This is a genomic window from Pseudomonas sp. 65/3-MNA-CIBAN-0223 (assembly GCF_040310425.1).
Taxonomy (GTDB): Bacteria; Pseudomonadota; Gammaproteobacteria; order Pseudomonadales; family Pseudomonadaceae; genus Aquipseudomonas; species Aquipseudomonas gregormendelii.
In genome coordinates this window covers 26071-41062 of sequence record NZ_JBEOPV010000013.1, presented here as the reverse complement: position 1 = coordinate 41062, position 14992 = coordinate 26071, and the positions used below count along the sequence as shown (strand labels likewise).

Annotated in this window: 18 protein-coding genes and 4 pseudogenes; 11 read left to right on the top strand and 11 right to left on the bottom strand. The window is 51.5% G+C overall.

The genetic code is table 11. The features are described 5' to 3' along the window. Both AAEZ09_RS17420 and AAEZ09_RS17415 read right to left on the bottom strand, forming a co-directional pair. Entirely contained in the window at positions 1-531 is a 531-nt protein-coding gene (locus tag AAEZ09_RS17420; protein WP_225571046.1) for a cupin, read from the bottom strand. A 38-nt stretch (positions 532-569) separates the two neighbouring features. Then, positions 570-827, bottom strand: a complete 258-nt coding sequence (locus tag AAEZ09_RS17415) for a hypothetical protein (protein WP_225571045.1) — start codon at positions 825-827, stop codon at positions 570-572. A gap of 122 nt (positions 828-949) precedes the next feature. Between AAEZ09_RS17415 and AAEZ09_RS17410 the strand changes: the two are divergent. From AAEZ09_RS17410 to AAEZ09_RS17400, 3 genes and pseudogenes are all read left to right on the top strand, one after another. Beyond that, positions 950-1180: pseudogene (locus AAEZ09_RS17410) on the top strand (transporter); the annotation flags it as partial. Between the two features lie 504 nt (positions 1181-1684). Next, the gene (locus AAEZ09_RS17405; RefSeq protein ID WP_412548518.1) at positions 1685-1978 is read left to right on the top strand and encodes a DUF1652 domain-containing protein; all 294 of its coding nucleotides are present in this window, start codon (positions 1685-1687) and stop codon (positions 1976-1978) included. 93 nt (positions 1979-2071) lie between these two features. Beyond that, complete coding sequence (locus AAEZ09_RS17400) at positions 2072-2326, top strand: hypothetical protein (RefSeq protein WP_225571043.1); 255 nt, start codon at positions 2072-2074, stop codon at positions 2324-2326. 1 nt (position 2327) lies between these two features. Here the strand turns inward: AAEZ09_RS17400 and AAEZ09_RS17395 are convergent, their stop codons facing one another. Continuing rightward, entirely contained in the window at positions 2328-2738 is a 411-nt protein-coding gene (locus tag AAEZ09_RS17395; RefSeq protein WP_350600188.1) for a response regulator, read from the bottom strand. A gap of 266 nt (positions 2739-3004) precedes the next feature. After that, positions 3005-4228: a zinc-dependent alcohol dehydrogenase gene (locus AAEZ09_RS17390; protein WP_225571042.1), complete on the bottom strand. Its 1224-nt coding sequence runs from the start codon at positions 4226-4228 to the stop codon at positions 3005-3007. Between the two features lie 187 nt (positions 4229-4415). Here AAEZ09_RS17390 and AAEZ09_RS17385 point away from each other — a divergent pair, with 187 nt between their 5' ends. Both AAEZ09_RS17385 and AAEZ09_RS17380 read left to right on the top strand, forming a co-directional pair. Beyond that, positions 4416-5117 (top strand): glycosyltransferase family 2 protein, encoded by a 702-nt coding sequence (locus tag AAEZ09_RS17385; protein WP_350600187.1) that lies wholly within the window; start codon positions 4416-4418, stop codon positions 5115-5117. A 59-nt stretch (positions 5118-5176) separates the two neighbouring features. After that, the gene (locus tag AAEZ09_RS17380; protein WP_412548519.1) at positions 5177-5392 is read left to right on the top strand and encodes a hypothetical protein; all 216 of its coding nucleotides are present in this window, start codon (positions 5177-5179) and stop codon (positions 5390-5392) included. A 67-nt stretch (positions 5393-5459) separates the two neighbouring features. Here the strand turns inward: AAEZ09_RS17380 and AAEZ09_RS17375 are convergent, their stop codons facing one another. The 3 genes from AAEZ09_RS17375 to AAEZ09_RS17365 form a co-directional block, all read right to left on the bottom strand. After that, entirely contained in the window at positions 5460-6320 is an 861-nt protein-coding gene (locus AAEZ09_RS17375; RefSeq protein ID WP_350600185.1) for an alpha/beta fold hydrolase, read from the bottom strand. Positions 6321-6377: 57 nt separating this feature from the next. Next, positions 6378-6587 (bottom strand): hypothetical protein, encoded by a 210-nt coding sequence (locus tag AAEZ09_RS17370; RefSeq protein ID WP_442966324.1) that lies wholly within the window; start codon positions 6585-6587, stop codon positions 6378-6380. Positions 6588-6673: 86 nt separating this feature from the next. Beyond that, a complete protein-coding gene (locus AAEZ09_RS17365) occupies positions 6674-6856 on the bottom strand; it encodes a hypothetical protein (RefSeq protein ID WP_194693044.1) in 183 nt (60 codons plus the stop codon). 138 nt (positions 6857-6994) lie between these two features. On the opposite strand from AAEZ09_RS17365, the gene AAEZ09_RS17360 reads away from it, so the two are divergent. The 4 genes from AAEZ09_RS17360 (at position 6995) to AAEZ09_RS17345 (ending at position 9582) form a co-directional block, all read left to right on the top strand. After that, the gene (locus AAEZ09_RS17360) at positions 6995-7438 is read left to right on the top strand and encodes a DNA methylase (RefSeq protein ID WP_194693043.1); all 444 of its coding nucleotides are present in this window, start codon (positions 6995-6997) and stop codon (positions 7436-7438) included. 45 nt (positions 7439-7483) lie between these two features. Next, positions 7484-8314, top strand: a complete 831-nt coding sequence (locus tag AAEZ09_RS17355) for an alpha/beta fold hydrolase (protein ID WP_350600183.1) — start codon at positions 7484-7486, stop codon at positions 8312-8314. A 149-nt stretch (positions 8315-8463) separates the two neighbouring features. Beyond that, positions 8464-8688: a DUF2188 domain-containing protein gene (locus tag AAEZ09_RS17350; RefSeq protein ID WP_042559198.1), complete on the top strand. Its 225-nt coding sequence runs from the start codon at positions 8464-8466 to the stop codon at positions 8686-8688. A gap of 651 nt (positions 8689-9339) precedes the next feature. Then, positions 9340-9582 carry a hypothetical protein gene (locus AAEZ09_RS17345; RefSeq protein WP_194693042.1) on the top strand — a complete coding sequence of 81 codons (243 nt, stop codon included), beginning with the start codon at positions 9340-9342 and terminating at the stop codon, positions 9580-9582. A 21-nt stretch (positions 9583-9603) separates the two neighbouring features. Here the strand turns inward: AAEZ09_RS17345 and AAEZ09_RS17340 are convergent, their stop codons facing one another. Together AAEZ09_RS17340 and AAEZ09_RS17335 are read right to left on the bottom strand one after the other, a co-directional pair. Further along, positions 9604-10128 carry an SH3 domain-containing protein gene (locus AAEZ09_RS17340; protein ID WP_194693041.1) on the bottom strand — a complete coding sequence of 175 codons (525 nt, stop codon included), beginning with the start codon at positions 10126-10128 and terminating at the stop codon, positions 9604-9606. Between the two features lie 187 nt (positions 10129-10315). Next, positions 10316-10532: pseudogene (locus tag AAEZ09_RS17335) on the bottom strand (cupin); the annotation flags it as partial. A gap of 2 nt (positions 10533-10534) precedes the next feature. Here AAEZ09_RS17335 and AAEZ09_RS17330 point away from each other — a divergent pair. Then, positions 10535-10671, top strand: a pseudogene (locus AAEZ09_RS17330) (DUF2188 domain-containing protein). Between the two features lie 59 nt (positions 10672-10730). Here the strand turns inward: AAEZ09_RS17330 and AAEZ09_RS17325 are convergent. Beyond that, positions 10731-11483, bottom strand: a complete 753-nt coding sequence (locus AAEZ09_RS17325; protein WP_350600242.1) for an OBAP family protein — start codon at positions 11481-11483, stop codon at positions 10731-10733. Between the two features lie 1436 nt (positions 11484-12919). Between AAEZ09_RS17325 and AAEZ09_RS17320 the strand changes: the two are divergent. Continuing rightward, positions 12920-13145: pseudogene (locus tag AAEZ09_RS17320) on the top strand (hypothetical protein). Positions 13146-14367: 1222 nt separating this feature from the next. On the opposite strand, the gene AAEZ09_RS17315 reads toward AAEZ09_RS17320, so the two are convergent. Further along, complete coding sequence (locus AAEZ09_RS17315; RefSeq protein WP_266015487.1) at positions 14368-14652, bottom strand: ATP-binding protein; 285 nt, start codon at positions 14650-14652, stop codon at positions 14368-14370. Positions 14653-14992: the final 340 nt, after the last annotated feature.

The following is a 14992-nucleotide window of genomic DNA, read 5'->3' as shown; positions in this document are numbered from 1 at the left end:
TCAACCTTGGCCAGCCCAATACCGATGTACGGCGCCTTGCGAGCCTTGCACCGGATCCTGGTCGGGAAACGGCAGCGTGTCGATGCTCGCCAGTTGAGCATTGGTGGGGGCCTCTCGGCAGATATCTGCACGTTGCCCCGGCGGATAGGCACCGACTACCAGAAAATCTTCACTTGAATCTAAATTGCAATGGCCGGTGCCGGCAGGCAATAGCAATACGTCGCCTGCACTGACTTCAAGTACATGACCCTCCGGGCCGCCCAGCATCAGTCGAGCTCGACCGCTGGCGATGCCAAGCACTTCATGACCTTCGGTATGGTAGTGGTGGTAGCTGTAAATCCCATATCGCCATTGTGATGGCCACCCATTGGCGATGAAGGTTTGCTCGAACAGCGCAGCCGGATCATCGCCCTGAATTGCAATCGCGTTGGGGTAAATGAGTACCGGCAGGCGCGGGTTGTTGGTAACCCATTGGTTGCGTTCAAACATCAGGGTTTGCACGGTAGCTGTCTCAGCTCGCAGTTTGTTCATTCAAGGATCCTCCGAAACCCTGATGTGGCAATGGAATTTCACACATCGATCTGCAACTCCAAATCAGCATTATCCAATGTGCGGGCGTGGGCCACCGTACCGTTCAAGCGTTCTCCCGAAGAGAGAATCATGGTCAAGGAGTGAGCTTTGTGTAGATCATCAGGTATTGGGGATAGCACCTGCACCTGGAAGGCACCTGGCGTGATGGGAGTGATGAGTACGTCGCAATCAATAGTTTTGGCGATAGGGCCGAAAAGGGTGTCGTTTAAGTAATTCAAACGTGCGCGCTTAGTCATGGATATGTCCTCTGACGCCAGGTTTTTAAAGCATCATTTTTGTGCTCCATTTGTGTGGTAGACGACACCCACGACAGATGAGTTCAACGCCATGGAGTCATGGTTCCTTGCTTGATGCCTTCAACCGTGCGCTCTGGGCATCCCTGGACGCGACCTACAATCGTGGCGGAGAGACCAAGATCGATGGAGACTGGCAGGACAACAAGCAGGAAAACGGCCTGCTTGGTGCCAGCGTCGGTTTCATGCTATCGCCTCAATTCGGCGGACTGATCGCGTATTCCGATACGATTTCCGAAAGAACTGGATATCCGGACGTAAATACGTGGACGCTACGCCTCCAATACGCCTGGTAAAAAGCCTTGGTGGTAATAGCGGGCAGTGTCATGTGTACGTCAATGACCGAATGCGGTCGGTGTGTTCGCTGGATGCTTACCACCTATCCTCCTGATATCGTCGAGAAGAATGGTGACGATCAGTACCGTGATTGCAGTGGCGGGGTGCCTCGCTCACCAATGGATTATTGGCGATTGGTATGCTACGGGCAGTCCCTTAAGAAACTCAGCCAAAACGGTTCCAGATTGGCGCTGCGGTTGAACCCGATATGCGTCAGGTGAGTTTCCAGTACGATTAAAAGGGCGCTTTTCGGTGAGAATTCTCTCTCCCATTGGACTCGATGACTTTTGATTGGGTGGTCTGAACGGTGGTAACGAGAAAGATAAGCTCGAGGCGCACGAAGCCTCCAAAAATATGCGACGGGCCGACGGCAAGTGCAACGTTTCAGCAAAATCATCGTGAAATGTCCTGTCGATTAATCCGTCGTGGAATTTTTGACTACCTCCGCATATGAACAATACTTAATGGAAACTGCTTTCAGGACGAATACCATGATCTCCGCCCTTGAGCTCCGACATATGATTGAGTGTGGCTTTCTACCATTGTCCTGCACATGCACGACAAATGCGGATGGCTCGTTGATGATTAAGGTTATTGATCCTTCAACAGGCAATGTGGAGCTTTTGGTGACGGGTGTTTCGACGCCAGCGCTCACGTCTAGCAGGGCGATTGCCGGTCTAATTGGCCAGCTACGCAGTGAGATGGCGGCACGCAAAACCAGGTTCGAATCGAGCGAGCGCAGAGCCCACGAGCGTTGAGCAATCCATGCACAAGGGTAGCCGTCCATAACTGCCTTTGATGTCAAACTGGTATCAGCCATACTATGGCTTCATTTTCATGGAGCCCGTCCCGTGTCCTCCGATAGAACACAGCAACTTGAGCAAGCACTTCTAGCCGTCATCGCGGCAGCCACAAAGATGGGTGTGAGCTGTGATGCACTATGTGCAGAAGCGGTTGGCGGCCTGATGGCAGATCGTTACTGGCAGTGGTCGCTCACGGAGCATAAAAACGGCGCTGCTGATGAGATAGAGGAAGCACTCACCAAGCTTCTGATGAGAGGAGTTACAAAGTCGAGCCCGACCTACCTTGCATCTCCGATCCCATGAGTCAGGCTTTGTGAATCGCAATGCCGGGCTGCAACACAGTCGCCATAGCGATCACGAAATCATCAAGCGACCACGGCTTGTGCAGATAGATGCTAGAGGCTGGAACAGCTGCAGGATCTATCAAATATCCAGAAGTCAGGATTGCTGCAATAGATGGCCATCTACTACTTACCATCTCGATGAACTCGATCCCCTGGATCTGGCCAGGTACGCCGTGGTCTGCGATCACTAGACGGCACTGTTCATGAGTTTGAAGCAGATAGGTTAACGCATCATCTGCCGTCTCAAACGAGATTGCCCGTCCTCCGACTTCCGACACAATTTCTTCCATTAGTGCTCGCAAGGTCGGATCGTCTTCGATGACGATCACCGATCCTTCGATAGGCAAGAAACCTTCCCACTGGACGATCAATCAAAGATCCCTTAGCCGAGCGCTCCTGGCCGGCGTCTGATGAGTCAGTCTCTGAGTTTATTCGCATTTCGGTATTTTGTGATCCTTCTTCCGATTGGTTTGATGACACAGATCACATCTAGACTTGAGTACCTGAACGAACTGAATAGGCGAGGCCGACCAGGGTGGAAAACCGTTACCATTTTCGGATCGCCCCCCAAATGAAAAAAGGACGAGAGCTTTCGGTAAAAAACCGAACCATCTCGTCCTTTTCACTACCGGTAGACTTAGGTAGTCAACAGTGTTGCGCTGCTATTGCTCTCCGGAATGTCGATGTGGCTATCGCCGGGTGTCAAAATGACTTTTCGGCAGTCCTCTTCTTTTTTATCAAAGATTTTATATCCCTCAGCGGCCTGTTCCAGTGACATGCGATGGCTGATGATGACTTCCGGTGAAAGACGACCAGTCTCGATGTGTTCGAGGAGCTCAGGTAGGAAACGATGCACATGGGTTTGACCCATTTTGAAGGTCAGCCCCTTGTCGAATGCGTCTCCGAACAGGAAGCCATGAATGAACCCTGAATAAACGCCAGGAACACTGACGATGCCGCCGCGTCGAACGGCGGCGATGCACTGACGTAGAGCCTTGCCGCTGCTGCCCTCAAGCTTGAGTGTCGCGAGAACTGTTTCAGTCGTACTACCTTTTGCTTCAAACCCGACCGCATCCACGACGCCATCAACTCCGCGCATTCCTTTGGTTTGTCGAATGATCGTATCTGCGGGATCGTCGTCTTCATCGAAGTTGATCGGAATTACACCGTATGTTTTCTGCGCGTATGCCAAGCGGTATGGATGGTGATCGACCATGAAAATTTGGTCGGCACCGAGCATCCTTGCACAGGCCGCGCTCAACAACCCAACGGGGCCTGCACCATAAATGGCGATGCTCGAGCCATTACCAATCCCCGCGTTCGTTACAGCCTGATAAGCAGTTGGAAGGATGTCTGAAAGGAAAAGAACCTTTTCATCCGACAGCGTCCCCGGCACTTTAAACGGCCCGGTGTTGGCTTTAGGTACGCGCACGTATTCGGCTTGCCCGCCAGGCACACCTCCGTACATGTGACTGAAGCCGAACAGCGCGGCTCCTGGTGGTATTGCCTTTTTATTTATGATCGCTCCGCGCCCTGTATTTGTTGTTTCGCAGGCCGCGAACAGATCCATTGCGCAGAAGAAACAGCTGCCGCAGGCGATTACAAAGGGAATTACCACGCGGTCGCCGGGTTGCACGGCGGTCACAGCTGAGCCTGCCTCTTCAACTATCCCCATGAATTCATGGCCGAAGATATCGCCATGCTCGACAGTTGGAATCTTTCCCCGATAGAGATGGAGGTCAGATCCGCATATCGCCGTCGCGGTAACCCGAAGAATGATGTCATCACTGTCCTCAATAACCGGATCGGGAACCGTGTCGACTTTGACGCTGTGCGCGCCGTGATAGGTGAGTGCTCTCATGACGTCTTACCTACTTCAGCTGGATGGTAAGTGGGAGAGGAGGATCGAAGAAAGTAAGTTCAGAGTGATATAGACGCAAATGACTAGCGGTCGTCTTAGTAGGCACGCACCTGATTTTTTAAACCTAATGGAGCGGAAGTAGGTCGACTGCAGGAGTCAGTAACTCAGGTAGTCGGAGGTGACGTTAATGATCGGTGTTGTCATACCTGCCCACAATGAAGAGCACCACATCGCTGCGTGTCTAACATCTGTCCTGTTCGCCGCTGCACATCCTGCATTGGCAGGCCAGCCGGTCTCCGTAGTCGTCGTTTTAGACGATTGCTCTGATCAGACCGGGCAGATCGTTTCAGCACACGGTGTTATCGGGATCGAGGTTTCCTTCCAGAACGTTGGCAAGGCGAGAGCAACCGGTGCGGATCATCTTCTGGCCGCTGGCGCGGAGTGGCTTGCCTTCACCGATGCCGACACTGTCGTGCCACATGATTGGTTGGCTCGTCAGATTGAGTTCAAGGCTGATGCAGTCTGTGGAACAGTCGAGGTGGATAGCTGGAATATCCATGGAGATTTGGTTCGCTCAAAGTACATGGAGCTTTACCAGTTTATCGAGAATTACCGGCACATCCACGGCGCCAATCTTGGACTGAGTGCCGAGGCTTACCGGAACGCTGGCGGGTTCCAGCATCTCACTGCACACGAAGACGTCCATTTGGTTGCTGACCTGAAGAGGGTTGGTGCTCAGATCGTTTGGACGGCAACGAATCCGGTCATCACCAGCGCCCGCAAGGATTACAAATGTCGTGGAGGGTTTGGAGAGTATCTGGTCAATCTGGGTGCCTCACTGGGATTGCCTGCGCTTGATCCACAGGTTAGCGCCGGCGTATCTCTTTGAAAGTGCTGTCGGAAGGAGGTGGCAAGTTGGAGTACATCGATTACCTGCAATGGCCAGCCATGGTAGTGACGGTAGCCTCAGCGTGGTTCATCGGTTCGCAACGAGCGTATAGGCGCATGATCGCCTTTTGGGGATTTATCACCAGTAATGCGCTTTGGGTGATCTGGGGGCTTCACGCCGACGCTTACGCGCTGATCCTGCTCGAATGCATACTTTTGGGGATGAATGCCCGAGGCTTCAGGAAGAACTTCAATGCTTCCGAGTCATCAACCTAAGACATGTAGCTCGAATGACTTTGACCCTACGTAGCCCGAAGCGATTACGAATTAGTGTACTGAGAGATCATTGTTCACGCAGGAACTCGATTATTTCTCTCGCGAGCTCGTCGGGCACTTCCTCCGCCATGTGATGCCCACAGTCGAGCCCACGACCACGTTGTCGTGTTGTCCATGGTTCCCACACGCCTAAAACATCGCCGTACAGAAGCTCAAGATCATCACGTAGCGACCATAAAATCATTGTCGGGCACTCGACCCTGCGGCTCTCGCGGCGGTCGACTTCATCGTGAATACGGTCGATTCCAAGGCCTGCTCTATAATCTTCGACCATGCCATGAACGGTCGCTGGGTCATGGATGGCTGCTTGATAGTCTCTGTAGGCGTCTGCACCCATCGCCTCGGCGGTGCCGCCGTACCATCGATCAGGGTCAGCCAGGATTGCCTGCTCCGGTTTTTCGAGTTGTCCGAAGAAGAACCAATGCCACCATTTTGTCGCGAACTGGGCGTTACAGCGCTCGAGAGCTTCAAGGATCGGGACGCCATCCAAAATGCCGAGATGTGTGACGGCTTCGGGATGATCCATCGCCGTGCGAAAGGCGGTGTAACTACCTCGATCATGGCCAATCACGGCGAATCGCTCATGACCCAAATGGCGCATCAAAGCGATGCAGTCACGCGCCTTGGCGCGCTTTGAGGAGCCCGCATGATCGGCTGTGTCCTCAGGCTTTGATGACTGGCCAAAGCCTCTAAGGTCAGGACAGACAACATAATGATTTTTTGCCAAGAGTGGAGCAACGCGATGCCAAGTCGCATGAGTTCTAGGATGCCCATGGAGTAATAAGACGGGAGAGCCGCTCCCACCATGCCTGACTCTGAGGGTTGCCTCGGGAAGTTTTACTGTCTCAAGAGAAAAGTTATCGAACATTTCAATGTCCTTGGCGGTGTCCACTGTTCTTCGATTAACAATGACTCTGCCGGCTGACTATGTCTCATTGGGGCTTGAGTTTTTCTTGAGCCCTCGAAGGTTCATCAGGAAAAGACAAACCTGTAATACGATCAATGCATACGCGTCTGCGTAGAGTCCCCAGATCACCCACAACACGTTGCTCACACTGAAGCATATAAACCCGATCATCCGCCGGCCTGGCCGTTGCGATCCGATCAGCCATGCGGCGAGAACGGTAATAACCATCGCTGGCCATTGAACCCAATCCAGATAAGCCAAGTTATCCCCCTGTACAGTCAGCGAGGTGAGTCGCTATGTGAATGCCACGCTGGTCAATCGGGCTGCTGTTGGCTAGATGAGGCTTTCGATTTTCCGAGAATGTAACAAGGGTGGAGCTGACCATTTGGGTGGGTGGTGACGACCACAGGTATCAATGACCAGCCTTCGTGAAGCTTCAGATTTGCTTCGTTGGCTGACAGCGCTTCCATAACTTGGATTGTGTCGGAAATATGCATTTCTTCTTTCTCAAATCGTAAGGTTCAACCATTAGGCGTCGAGCATGAGTAAGGGTTCCGTTGTCGCTGCCTCGCTCAGCTGGATCATTCGTGATAGCGCCTGGTCTACATTGAGACCATCGCTTGAAGGGTGAACCAGTGAGCAAAATCATCAGCGCACATGACTTACAAATCGACCTTCAAGGTGCGAACGAAGCCGGGTTGTTCAAATGGCTGCTTGCCAGTTTCCTGATGTGTAAGCGAATCCAGGGGCCGATTGCCGCCAACGCCTATCAAGTGATCGTCGATAAACATCATCGGGATACGCCGCACAAATTGGCGAGCTGCACTCACCGCCAGCTGGTCATGATGCTAGGTGAGGCTCACTACGTGCGTTACGACGAGACCACCGCGTCGCGGTTGTTGGCATTGGCTAACAAGATGAATGCTGAATATCACGGCAAGGTCAGCAACATCGTCGCGGCAAGCGCAGATCGTAAGGCCTTCGAAAAACGGCTATCTGAATTTGAAGGGATAGGGCCGAAAACCATCGAGATCTTTATGAGGGAAGCGGCTGCGGAGCTCTTCGGAACTTCCCCCTAACTCTCACCAATGCTGCCTCCCAATTGCGTGCTGCAAGGAGAAATCATGACAACCCACAGGCTAATAGCGAAGAGCTCGCAGTTAAATGTTTCGATCTGCGGTCAAGGCTCTCCGCTGCTTTTACTCAATGGTTTAGGTGGCTTGATTCCTACCTTCGATCCGTTGCGCGATGAACTGGAAGACTTCACGACGATCACGCTGGACGTGCCAGGGGTCGGCAAGTCGCAAATGCCCCGTTGGCCCATTCGCCTGCCACGCCATGCCGACGTGATTGCAGAGATGCTCCAGCAATTGGGAGTCGACCAGGTCGATGTGTTCGGGGTGAGTTGGGGAGGTGCATTGGCTCAAGAATTCGCTCTTCGTTACCCGAGCATGGTACGCAGGCTGATTCTCGCGGCGACCTCTCCCGGCCCAGTGCTATTGATGAAGCCTGCTGACGTTATGGATTTTTTCCGCAAGAATAAAAACGCCAAAATGCGCAAGCAAGATAGCTCACGCAATTCAATTCACACGCTGCTGCGGTTCGGTGTGATGAAAGGCATGCTCTCTGTTAATCCGCGAACGTACTATTTCCAGCTCGCAGCCTTGATTGGATGGACAAGCCTGCTCCGGTTGTCCCGGCTGCCTCAACGCACGCTGGTTCTTACCGGCGACCGCGATCCTTTAATACAGGCGTACAACGCCTATATCCTGCGCCGCACAATTCGACGTTCAGAACTCCGCATTCTGAAGGGCGAGGGGCACTTCTTTGTGGTGACCAGCGCTAAACGAACTGCCGTCTTGATCCGCGAATTTCTTAGCCGGCAATATGACGATGAAGAGATGGCACCGAGGATCGCAGACCGAAACGTTAAGGCGAGCATGGAGCGCACCTAGATTAGTTAATCCGCTCGTTGACGTCTTTGTGAAGGGGAGTCAGACACAGTCGTAGGCAGCATCAATTTCATCGCAAATTCTTCCAAACTCTCCGGATCGACAATGGTCAACCTTGTAGCTGTTGTTGATTAATCATGTCTAGGTGACCCATGGATAACTATCACATCACAAAAAAAGAAAATGCTTGGGAGCTTGTCAAAGAGGGTGCGCAACGAGCTTCCAAAACAGCCTCTACGAAAGCGGAAATCACTGAGATAGCCAGCGAATTTCTGCAGGGTAAAACAGCCTCTCTGAAAATCCACAAAGAGGATGGGACGATTCAAGAGGAACGTACCTTTCCTCGTGCCGCCGACCCTAGGAAAACAAAAGGCTGAGTCGAATCCAAAAGAAGGGGCGGCCGCGAAGAAGACTTTCGATCCTTATCAAGGAAGTCAGGTTTAGCAGGAGTTCGCTTTCCATCCACGCCTGCGCATGTCTAACCACAGGAACTCTTCAATGGTAATTGCATGTCTAGGATGGGGATCCCTCATTTGGAAACCTGGAGCATTACCGCTCGCAAGCAAATGGTTTTTGGATGGGCCCGTTTTGCCCATCGAATTTGCGCGAGTCGGTGATGGGGGCGAGCTCGCAACCACGATCTGCGCGAATGCACATCCATGCACCGTTCTCTGGGCAATGTTGAATGTAAAAAACCTTGAGGAGGCATGCGAGGCCTTGCGTGTCCGAGAGCAAATTCCAGAGGACAGGGAGGATGGAATTGGTGTTTTTACCACCAGTAGCTCCCCAGTGGGAGTAATCGCCGAATGGGCACTCTTTCACCAATTGGACGCAGTCATTTGGACTGCACTGCCGCCTAGATTCGAAGACATTGAAGGTTCGATCCCAACCGTTGATGACGCTGTTTCATATCTAGCTGGTTTGAGTAAAGATGCGCAGGAGCACGCACGGGACTACGTTAGGCAGGTGCCGACTCAGATCGATACGTCCTATCGAAGGGAGATCTACTCAAGGCTTGGGTGGGATCAATGAGTGCACAGAGCCAAGCTCAAATTGGCGCCATCTTTGATCAGCTGTTGTCGCTGCGAGAGAGCGTTAACAGTCTCCAGCAGATGGAGAATGAAAGAGTAGGTACCCTTCGTGGCCACCAGACCGTGGATGTGGACGGCTCTTTTCTATTGGTTTTTCAAAAGCTTCAAAACAACATCGCCGATATGGAGGAGGCTTTGGCCACCATTGCGGAAGCCACAGGCGATGCACCAAAGTTCTAGCGGATCGTCATTGAGGAAAAATTACACGCCATAACGCTTGTTCCCGCCAGAAGTAATGCAGTACCGACCGCCTCTTGGCCCGATGCAAATGTTTCCAGATGGAGGGCACGAAGTACCGTATTTTGGCATCTGCCTCCGGGTTGGTTGTACTGGCGAACGCCAGGGTTTCGGTTTAGAGGCGATGTAGCAGTTCGATCCGCTACAAAGGCTGTTCGAAGAAAGCCATTTCGCAGGTTGGCCATCGATGCTGATACGCACCCAATCATCCCGTTTTTCGAAGACCTGAACTTTAGCCCCTCGGCTCAGCTTGGAAATGACTTTTCCGCCGGGCTGATCCCGGATATTGAGCTGGTTCGCGTTTACGTATTGATCAACTGAGGGGGCAGGTGTTGGTGACGGATCCGAGGTAGATGAGACCAGAGTATTCGGAGTGGGAGGGGGGCTCGGTTGTACCTGAGCGGGAGGCGAGTCTTTTTTGCCTATCGCCCAAAGGACAGCGAAAACAATCGGGAGTGGGACAAACCATGACTGAGATTTCTTGCGCATTTCCATTGCCTCCCAGCAGCCACTAAACAGCCTGTCCTCCCTGACCAACCTGGCTTCATAAACCTATTTGGAGCTTAGCTAAATCTCCATTATCAGCCGCCTACCTAACCCTCAAATCTTCGGGTTTCCCAGATTAAACGTCGCGAGCATTCGCTATCTTTATTCACGGATGGGAACCACCCGGCTAAGCACCTACGACCAGGAAGTCTTTGCTTGATCCCCAATTGCAGTGGCCGGTACCAGTCGGGCAGTAGCAGTACGTCTCCTGAACTGACCTCCAATACATGGCCATCGGGGCAGCCGAGCATCAACCGGGTCTTGCCGCAGGCGATGCCAAGCACTTCATGAGCTTCGGCATGGTAGTGGTGATAACTGTAAATCCCGTAGCGCCACTGTGGCGGCCATAATGGAAGACGCGCAAAGGGCGTCCAGTACCGCCTCAACCAAGGCAATGAAATCATTGCGCGGGCGGGTGAGTTTCTTCAGGGCGAAACTGCGTCGCTGAAGATTCACAAAGAGGACGGGACTATTCAGGAAGAATGAGCTTTTCCTCGTAGCGCAGACCCACGAAAGTCCAAAAGCTAGCAAGTGGTTTTGATGAATCAGTGACGATGCTCACCCCCAGTCGGATCTTCGATTTGAAAGACCTTTCCATTGCGCCAGGCATCAGCACCTGGATCAATATGTGGGGCAGGGATGTCGGCCCGGTCTTTCTTTTTCCGTGTGCTATCGACATCAAATCTTTTGTCCCGTTCGATCACCAGTTGCGGGTCGATCTGACCATCTGCTGTGAATCCCATCATCAGTTGCGGAACGCCTAGCGGTAGCTCTTTGTTGAGGTCGGTGTGCCACGTATGCCAAGTCTTGCCATAGGTATTGATCAGCTTTTCCATCAGCGCATGTTCTGCAATGTCTGGAATACCGGGAGCAATCAATTGGCCCGACTTCACTTCATGAGCATGGCTGTGCCAGAGCGCCTTTTCAGTGATGGGCAATTTGGCGAACAGCTGCTCATTGATGATGTACTCCACCCCCATAAGCTTCGCGTCCTTGCGATTGCCATCGTAGATCACGCACTGGATCACTTGTTCATTGAGGGTGGAGCAATTGTGGTGAGCCTCCATTTGAACGTCGGGACGGCCATTGTAAAAATGGAATCCATCGAGGTAGGCATTGAGAGCATCGATGGGCGGACGTGATTGGAGCAGAGCGGCGCCGGCATCCAATGTGCGGGTAGTGGCTGTCTTTTCCTCACCCGGTGCAACGACATTGGAGGGGGTATTGTTAAAGGCGCATGCAGTCAGCAAGCCGAGGAATGCCAGAATCAAAGATGGTCTGAATCCGGTGAAAAACATCCGCTGGGTATTACCTCCTATCATTGCTGATCCTCCGTCCCGTTAGCTTCCAGGCATCGATGACGAACGACAATCGTCTTGGTTACCAATGCCCATATACCTAGATAGAAAGCGCTTGGAAGCTAGCGTTCAAATCAATAAGGACGGCTGCCTCTTCATGGCATGCGGGATTCATTTAGGAACGGCAACGTCGCTGGTAGCATCAACACTGAACTCGCCAGCGTCACCCATAACGCTGTACTGGTTTCGCAGTTTTCTCAGCTCCCTGTTGCTCATATAGGCGGTGATAGTTGTAAGCACAGAACTGCCCAGTAAAAATCAGCGCCACGGCCACTAGACCAAGCTGCACGTTTGGGAACTTCAATACGCTTGGCACGTGCTTTAACGCAGATGACGGCTCGGGACGGATCGCTGGAAGAAGCCTGACCAGTGCCCACCGCTTGCAGATAATCAATACACCGCGCTCGATACACAGTTGATCAGTTTATGAAATGCGTCAAACTTGGATACATGACACGAGATATTGGGGCTCGCGGCCAGCAATACTCGATGGCAAACCTTAACTCTTGGCATTTCGATCAAAAACCATTTTATGAGTCGAGCCAAACAGGTTGTAGATTCGGTTAATCCGTCGCAATGCGGCTGTAATACGTTGGCCATGAATGTTATTCAAACTAGAAATCAACCCAATGCTCATAATGAGCGAGTTACCCGAGAAACTCAAGCATGGCAAAGTCAACAGAACTACCAAGATCAAATTAAAACTACTTACTGTGATAAAATCGGTACGCGAACTATATGTAACTCCTATTAAAATCGAATGGCGAGCTATGCGAGCCACTGAATGTCTCGCATAGTTCACAAGTTAAGTAATGGGATCAATTCTAGCACCTGTATTTGCTGAGCGATAAAATTTGAAAAGCATACGATTTTCAGTACCAAGCAATATACGACTTTACGAAATCGCACGTTTGGGCTCGAAGAAAAGTGTCAACCCTCCTGGCGTGACAGCATACCTAGCAGACTATCCTGATTAAACTCCTGGCAAGCACGTTCAGCTTCAGCACGCGTCTGATAAACAGTCTTCAAGCGCAGCTTTTCCTGATTGTCATAGAGGTTGAAGCCTAAAGGTGCGGTCTGACAATAAAAGCGAAATCCGTTACGCATCGATCCCGTTTCCGAGGGGGCTGCAGGTACCACAACAAATCTCGAAATCATTTTCGCGTCCTCTCCCAGATCCGCTCACTATCAGCGGCTATTGGCCACCACAGCAAGCACATTTCCGCAGTTTCCGATGAGAAGCACGCGCGGCCTATGGAGATTGGTCGCATCGTAAAAAGGCTTAACTGATTCGCTTCCTCAGCTCTACTTCCTAGAAAGGCATCTATTCCTAAAGCGCCTCCTGCTAAGCTGAACTCTTGCAAGGAGAAGTCGCGATGCCAAATTCAGACCTGCTCCCTTCCCCTACTGTTCAAGATGAATCAAAACCAACTCGCCCTTGAGGCCGCCATTATGGAACCCACCCTTTCGGTCGAGCAGCGTGGTTCCGATGTGGTTGGAGGCAACGTGCGCGGAGCGTTGCATACGATCCACAAAAAAGAAGAGTTCATCAATATGACTCTTGCGGTGCTCATGACGCCTGAGTGGAAGGTCTATGGTTAGGCTGCTAGCTGGGCCCCGCTTGGCCCGAAGCTGCGACCTTCTCCGTTATGTCAATCCACAGCACAGCTCAGCTGTTGGCTAGCGGCGGCTCGAATGCGGAACAACTTGCGCCCAACCTTTCATCTCACCGCTCGCGATGTCTGCCAGATGATGAGGGGCGTCGCGCTGGGTAACCACCCTCTAATGCGCAGCTCCATGCAATCATGGAGTGAGACTATCACTGCCTCATTCCCGTTAAGTTTGATGGTTGGCGACTCACGCTATTCAATGACTGTGAAACCTCGGACTATTGCGAATACTAAACATCGCCTGGCGGTCGAGTCGGGACACTTGAACTCTGGTAGCGCGACGGAGTGGATCCTTTCGACCTATTGTGTGGCTGAGAGCGTGAACAGATGGATCGTGTGTTCGCGGTACATTGAGCCTCCTTGGAAAATGGGAGGTTGGGATCTTATGTCAGACCTCTTTAACGCCGCTTCCAAGATTATAGCTACGCCGCCTTTTCATCAAAAGCGGGTGCCGCCAAGGCTTGGCAGACTTACTAAGATGCAACCATAAATCCCTAAAGACGAACCTTGGGATAGAGATAATTAATTCGCATTGAATATACTCAGACGTCCCCGAAATTGCAGAAGGAAAAATATTTTATTAATTCAAATTATAAATTGCAACAACAAGTTACAAACCGATACTTCTTTGATACCGTCATCAATGAGATAATTGTCTGTTGATTGTTCTGGAGGGTGTACTATGACCACATTTCAATTTATTGCAGGCATGATATTGTGTTTGGTTGCGCTCGGCGTCAGAGCCTACTTGCTTATTCAATATTTGGAAAAAAACAAGCGGGCCGTTCAAAAAAAACAGTGAATAACGACAGCATGAATTTCCGAAGCTTGCCGTTAACAGTTGTGATTGCCGTCACATACGTCCCCCTAATTGGTGTGCTGGTCTATGACTAATTACGATGATTATCGGTTCCAATCTCACCATATTCTGCTTGAGCTTGATGCAGCTACTACTGCGTTGATGATGCTAGTTTCGGGACGTCAGACAGAAGGCCCTCGGTGGTGCGGAGCAGTAGAGCGCCACAAGCTGGCGTATGAAACGTGGGCGGCATTTCTTCGTCCACCAGCTACTGACCCCATGCCTGTTCTCGATGGGAGAGCGACAGGTCAGTACGGGCCATTTACGGAATGACCCACTTCATCGTTACTAAAGCTCACGAGGCTGTCTGGTCTCTGACATTAGCTTTTGAGATCCGCACCTTCACAATAAAAGTGTTGCCTTGCTCCCGGTCAGAAATAACATCGATAGATCCTTTATGTGAGGCGACAATCTCTGAAGCAATGAAAAGTCCTAAACCCAACCCCTCTGTAGGCGGATGGTCGATAACCGAATGCTGCGAGAACCGGCCCATGGGATTGAAGATGAATGGCAAAACATCCTTTGGTATAGGCTCGCCGCCATTATTGACGCTAAAAATCGCGGAAACCTCTGTCGCCACCAGCTCCACCAATATTGGAGTTTGGATTTCCCCGTGATGCACGGCATTGCTGATGTGTTTGAAAAGACTTGTCCCATATGTGCCCCATCGAACCTGCCTACGATTGACGCTTTCGCTGTAACCACCACATTCGCTTCAGGATGAGATAGACGAATTTCATCGACGATGCGTTCACACAAAGGAAACAGGTCTAATTCTGCGGTTTGACGGGAATTCCTAGCCCCATCTGACAACGAGGCGCTCTCGGAATCAATCGCCAGTTATTCAAGGGCAGTTGAGGCCTCTCGCATAATGCAAAGCCGCTGTTGGGAGCATATAATTTGAACTCACAAGTTCTAAA

Coding starts and splice junctions, on each gene's coding strand:
- AAEZ09_RS17340 (WP_194693041.1), bottom strand. CDS start 10,128: ATGCGCAAGAAATCTCAGTCATGGTTTGTCCCACTCCCGATTGTTTTC.
- AAEZ09_RS17380 (WP_412548519.1), top strand. CDS start 5,177: ATGGTAGTGACGGTAGCCTCAGCGTGGTTCATCGGTTCGCAACGAGCG.
- AAEZ09_RS17375 (WP_350600185.1), bottom strand. CDS start 6,320: ATGTTCGATAACTTTTCTCTTGAGACAGTAAAACTTCCCGAGGCAACC.
- AAEZ09_RS17350 (WP_042559198.1), top strand. CDS start 8,464: ATGGATAACTATCACATCACAAAAAAAGAAAATGCTTGGGAGCTTGTC.
- AAEZ09_RS17345 (WP_194693042.1), top strand. CDS start 9,340: ATGAGTGCACAGAGCCAAGCTCAAATTGGCGCCATCTTTGATCAGCTG.
- AAEZ09_RS17415 (WP_225571045.1), bottom strand. CDS start 827: ATGACTAAGCGCGCACGTTTGAATTACTTAAACGACACCCTTTTCGGC.
- AAEZ09_RS17355 (WP_350600183.1), top strand. CDS start 7,484: ATGACAACCCACAGGCTAATAGCGAAGAGCTCGCAGTTAAATGTTTCG.
- AAEZ09_RS17325 (WP_350600242.1), bottom strand. CDS start 11,483: ATGTTTTTCACCGGATTCAGACCATCTTTGATTCTGGCATTCCTCGGC.
- AAEZ09_RS17420 (WP_225571046.1), bottom strand. CDS start 531: ATGAACAAACTGCGAGCTGAGACAGCTACCGTGCAAACCCTGATGTTT.
- AAEZ09_RS17405 (WP_412548518.1), top strand. CDS start 1,685: ATGGAAACTGCTTTCAGGACGAATACCATGATCTCCGCCCTTGAGCTC.
- AAEZ09_RS17390 (WP_225571042.1), bottom strand. CDS start 4,228: ATGAGAGCACTCACCTATCACGGCGCGCACAGCGTCAAAGTCGACACG.
- AAEZ09_RS17385 (WP_350600187.1), top strand. CDS start 4,416: ATGATCGGTGTTGTCATACCTGCCCACAATGAAGAGCACCACATCGCT.
- AAEZ09_RS17370 (WP_442966324.1), bottom strand. CDS start 6,587: ATGGTTATTACCGTTCTCGCCGCATGGCTGATCGGATCGCAACGGCCA.
- AAEZ09_RS17365 (WP_194693044.1), bottom strand. CDS start 6,856: ATGCATATTTCCGACACAATCCAAGTTATGGAAGCGCTGTCAGCCAAC.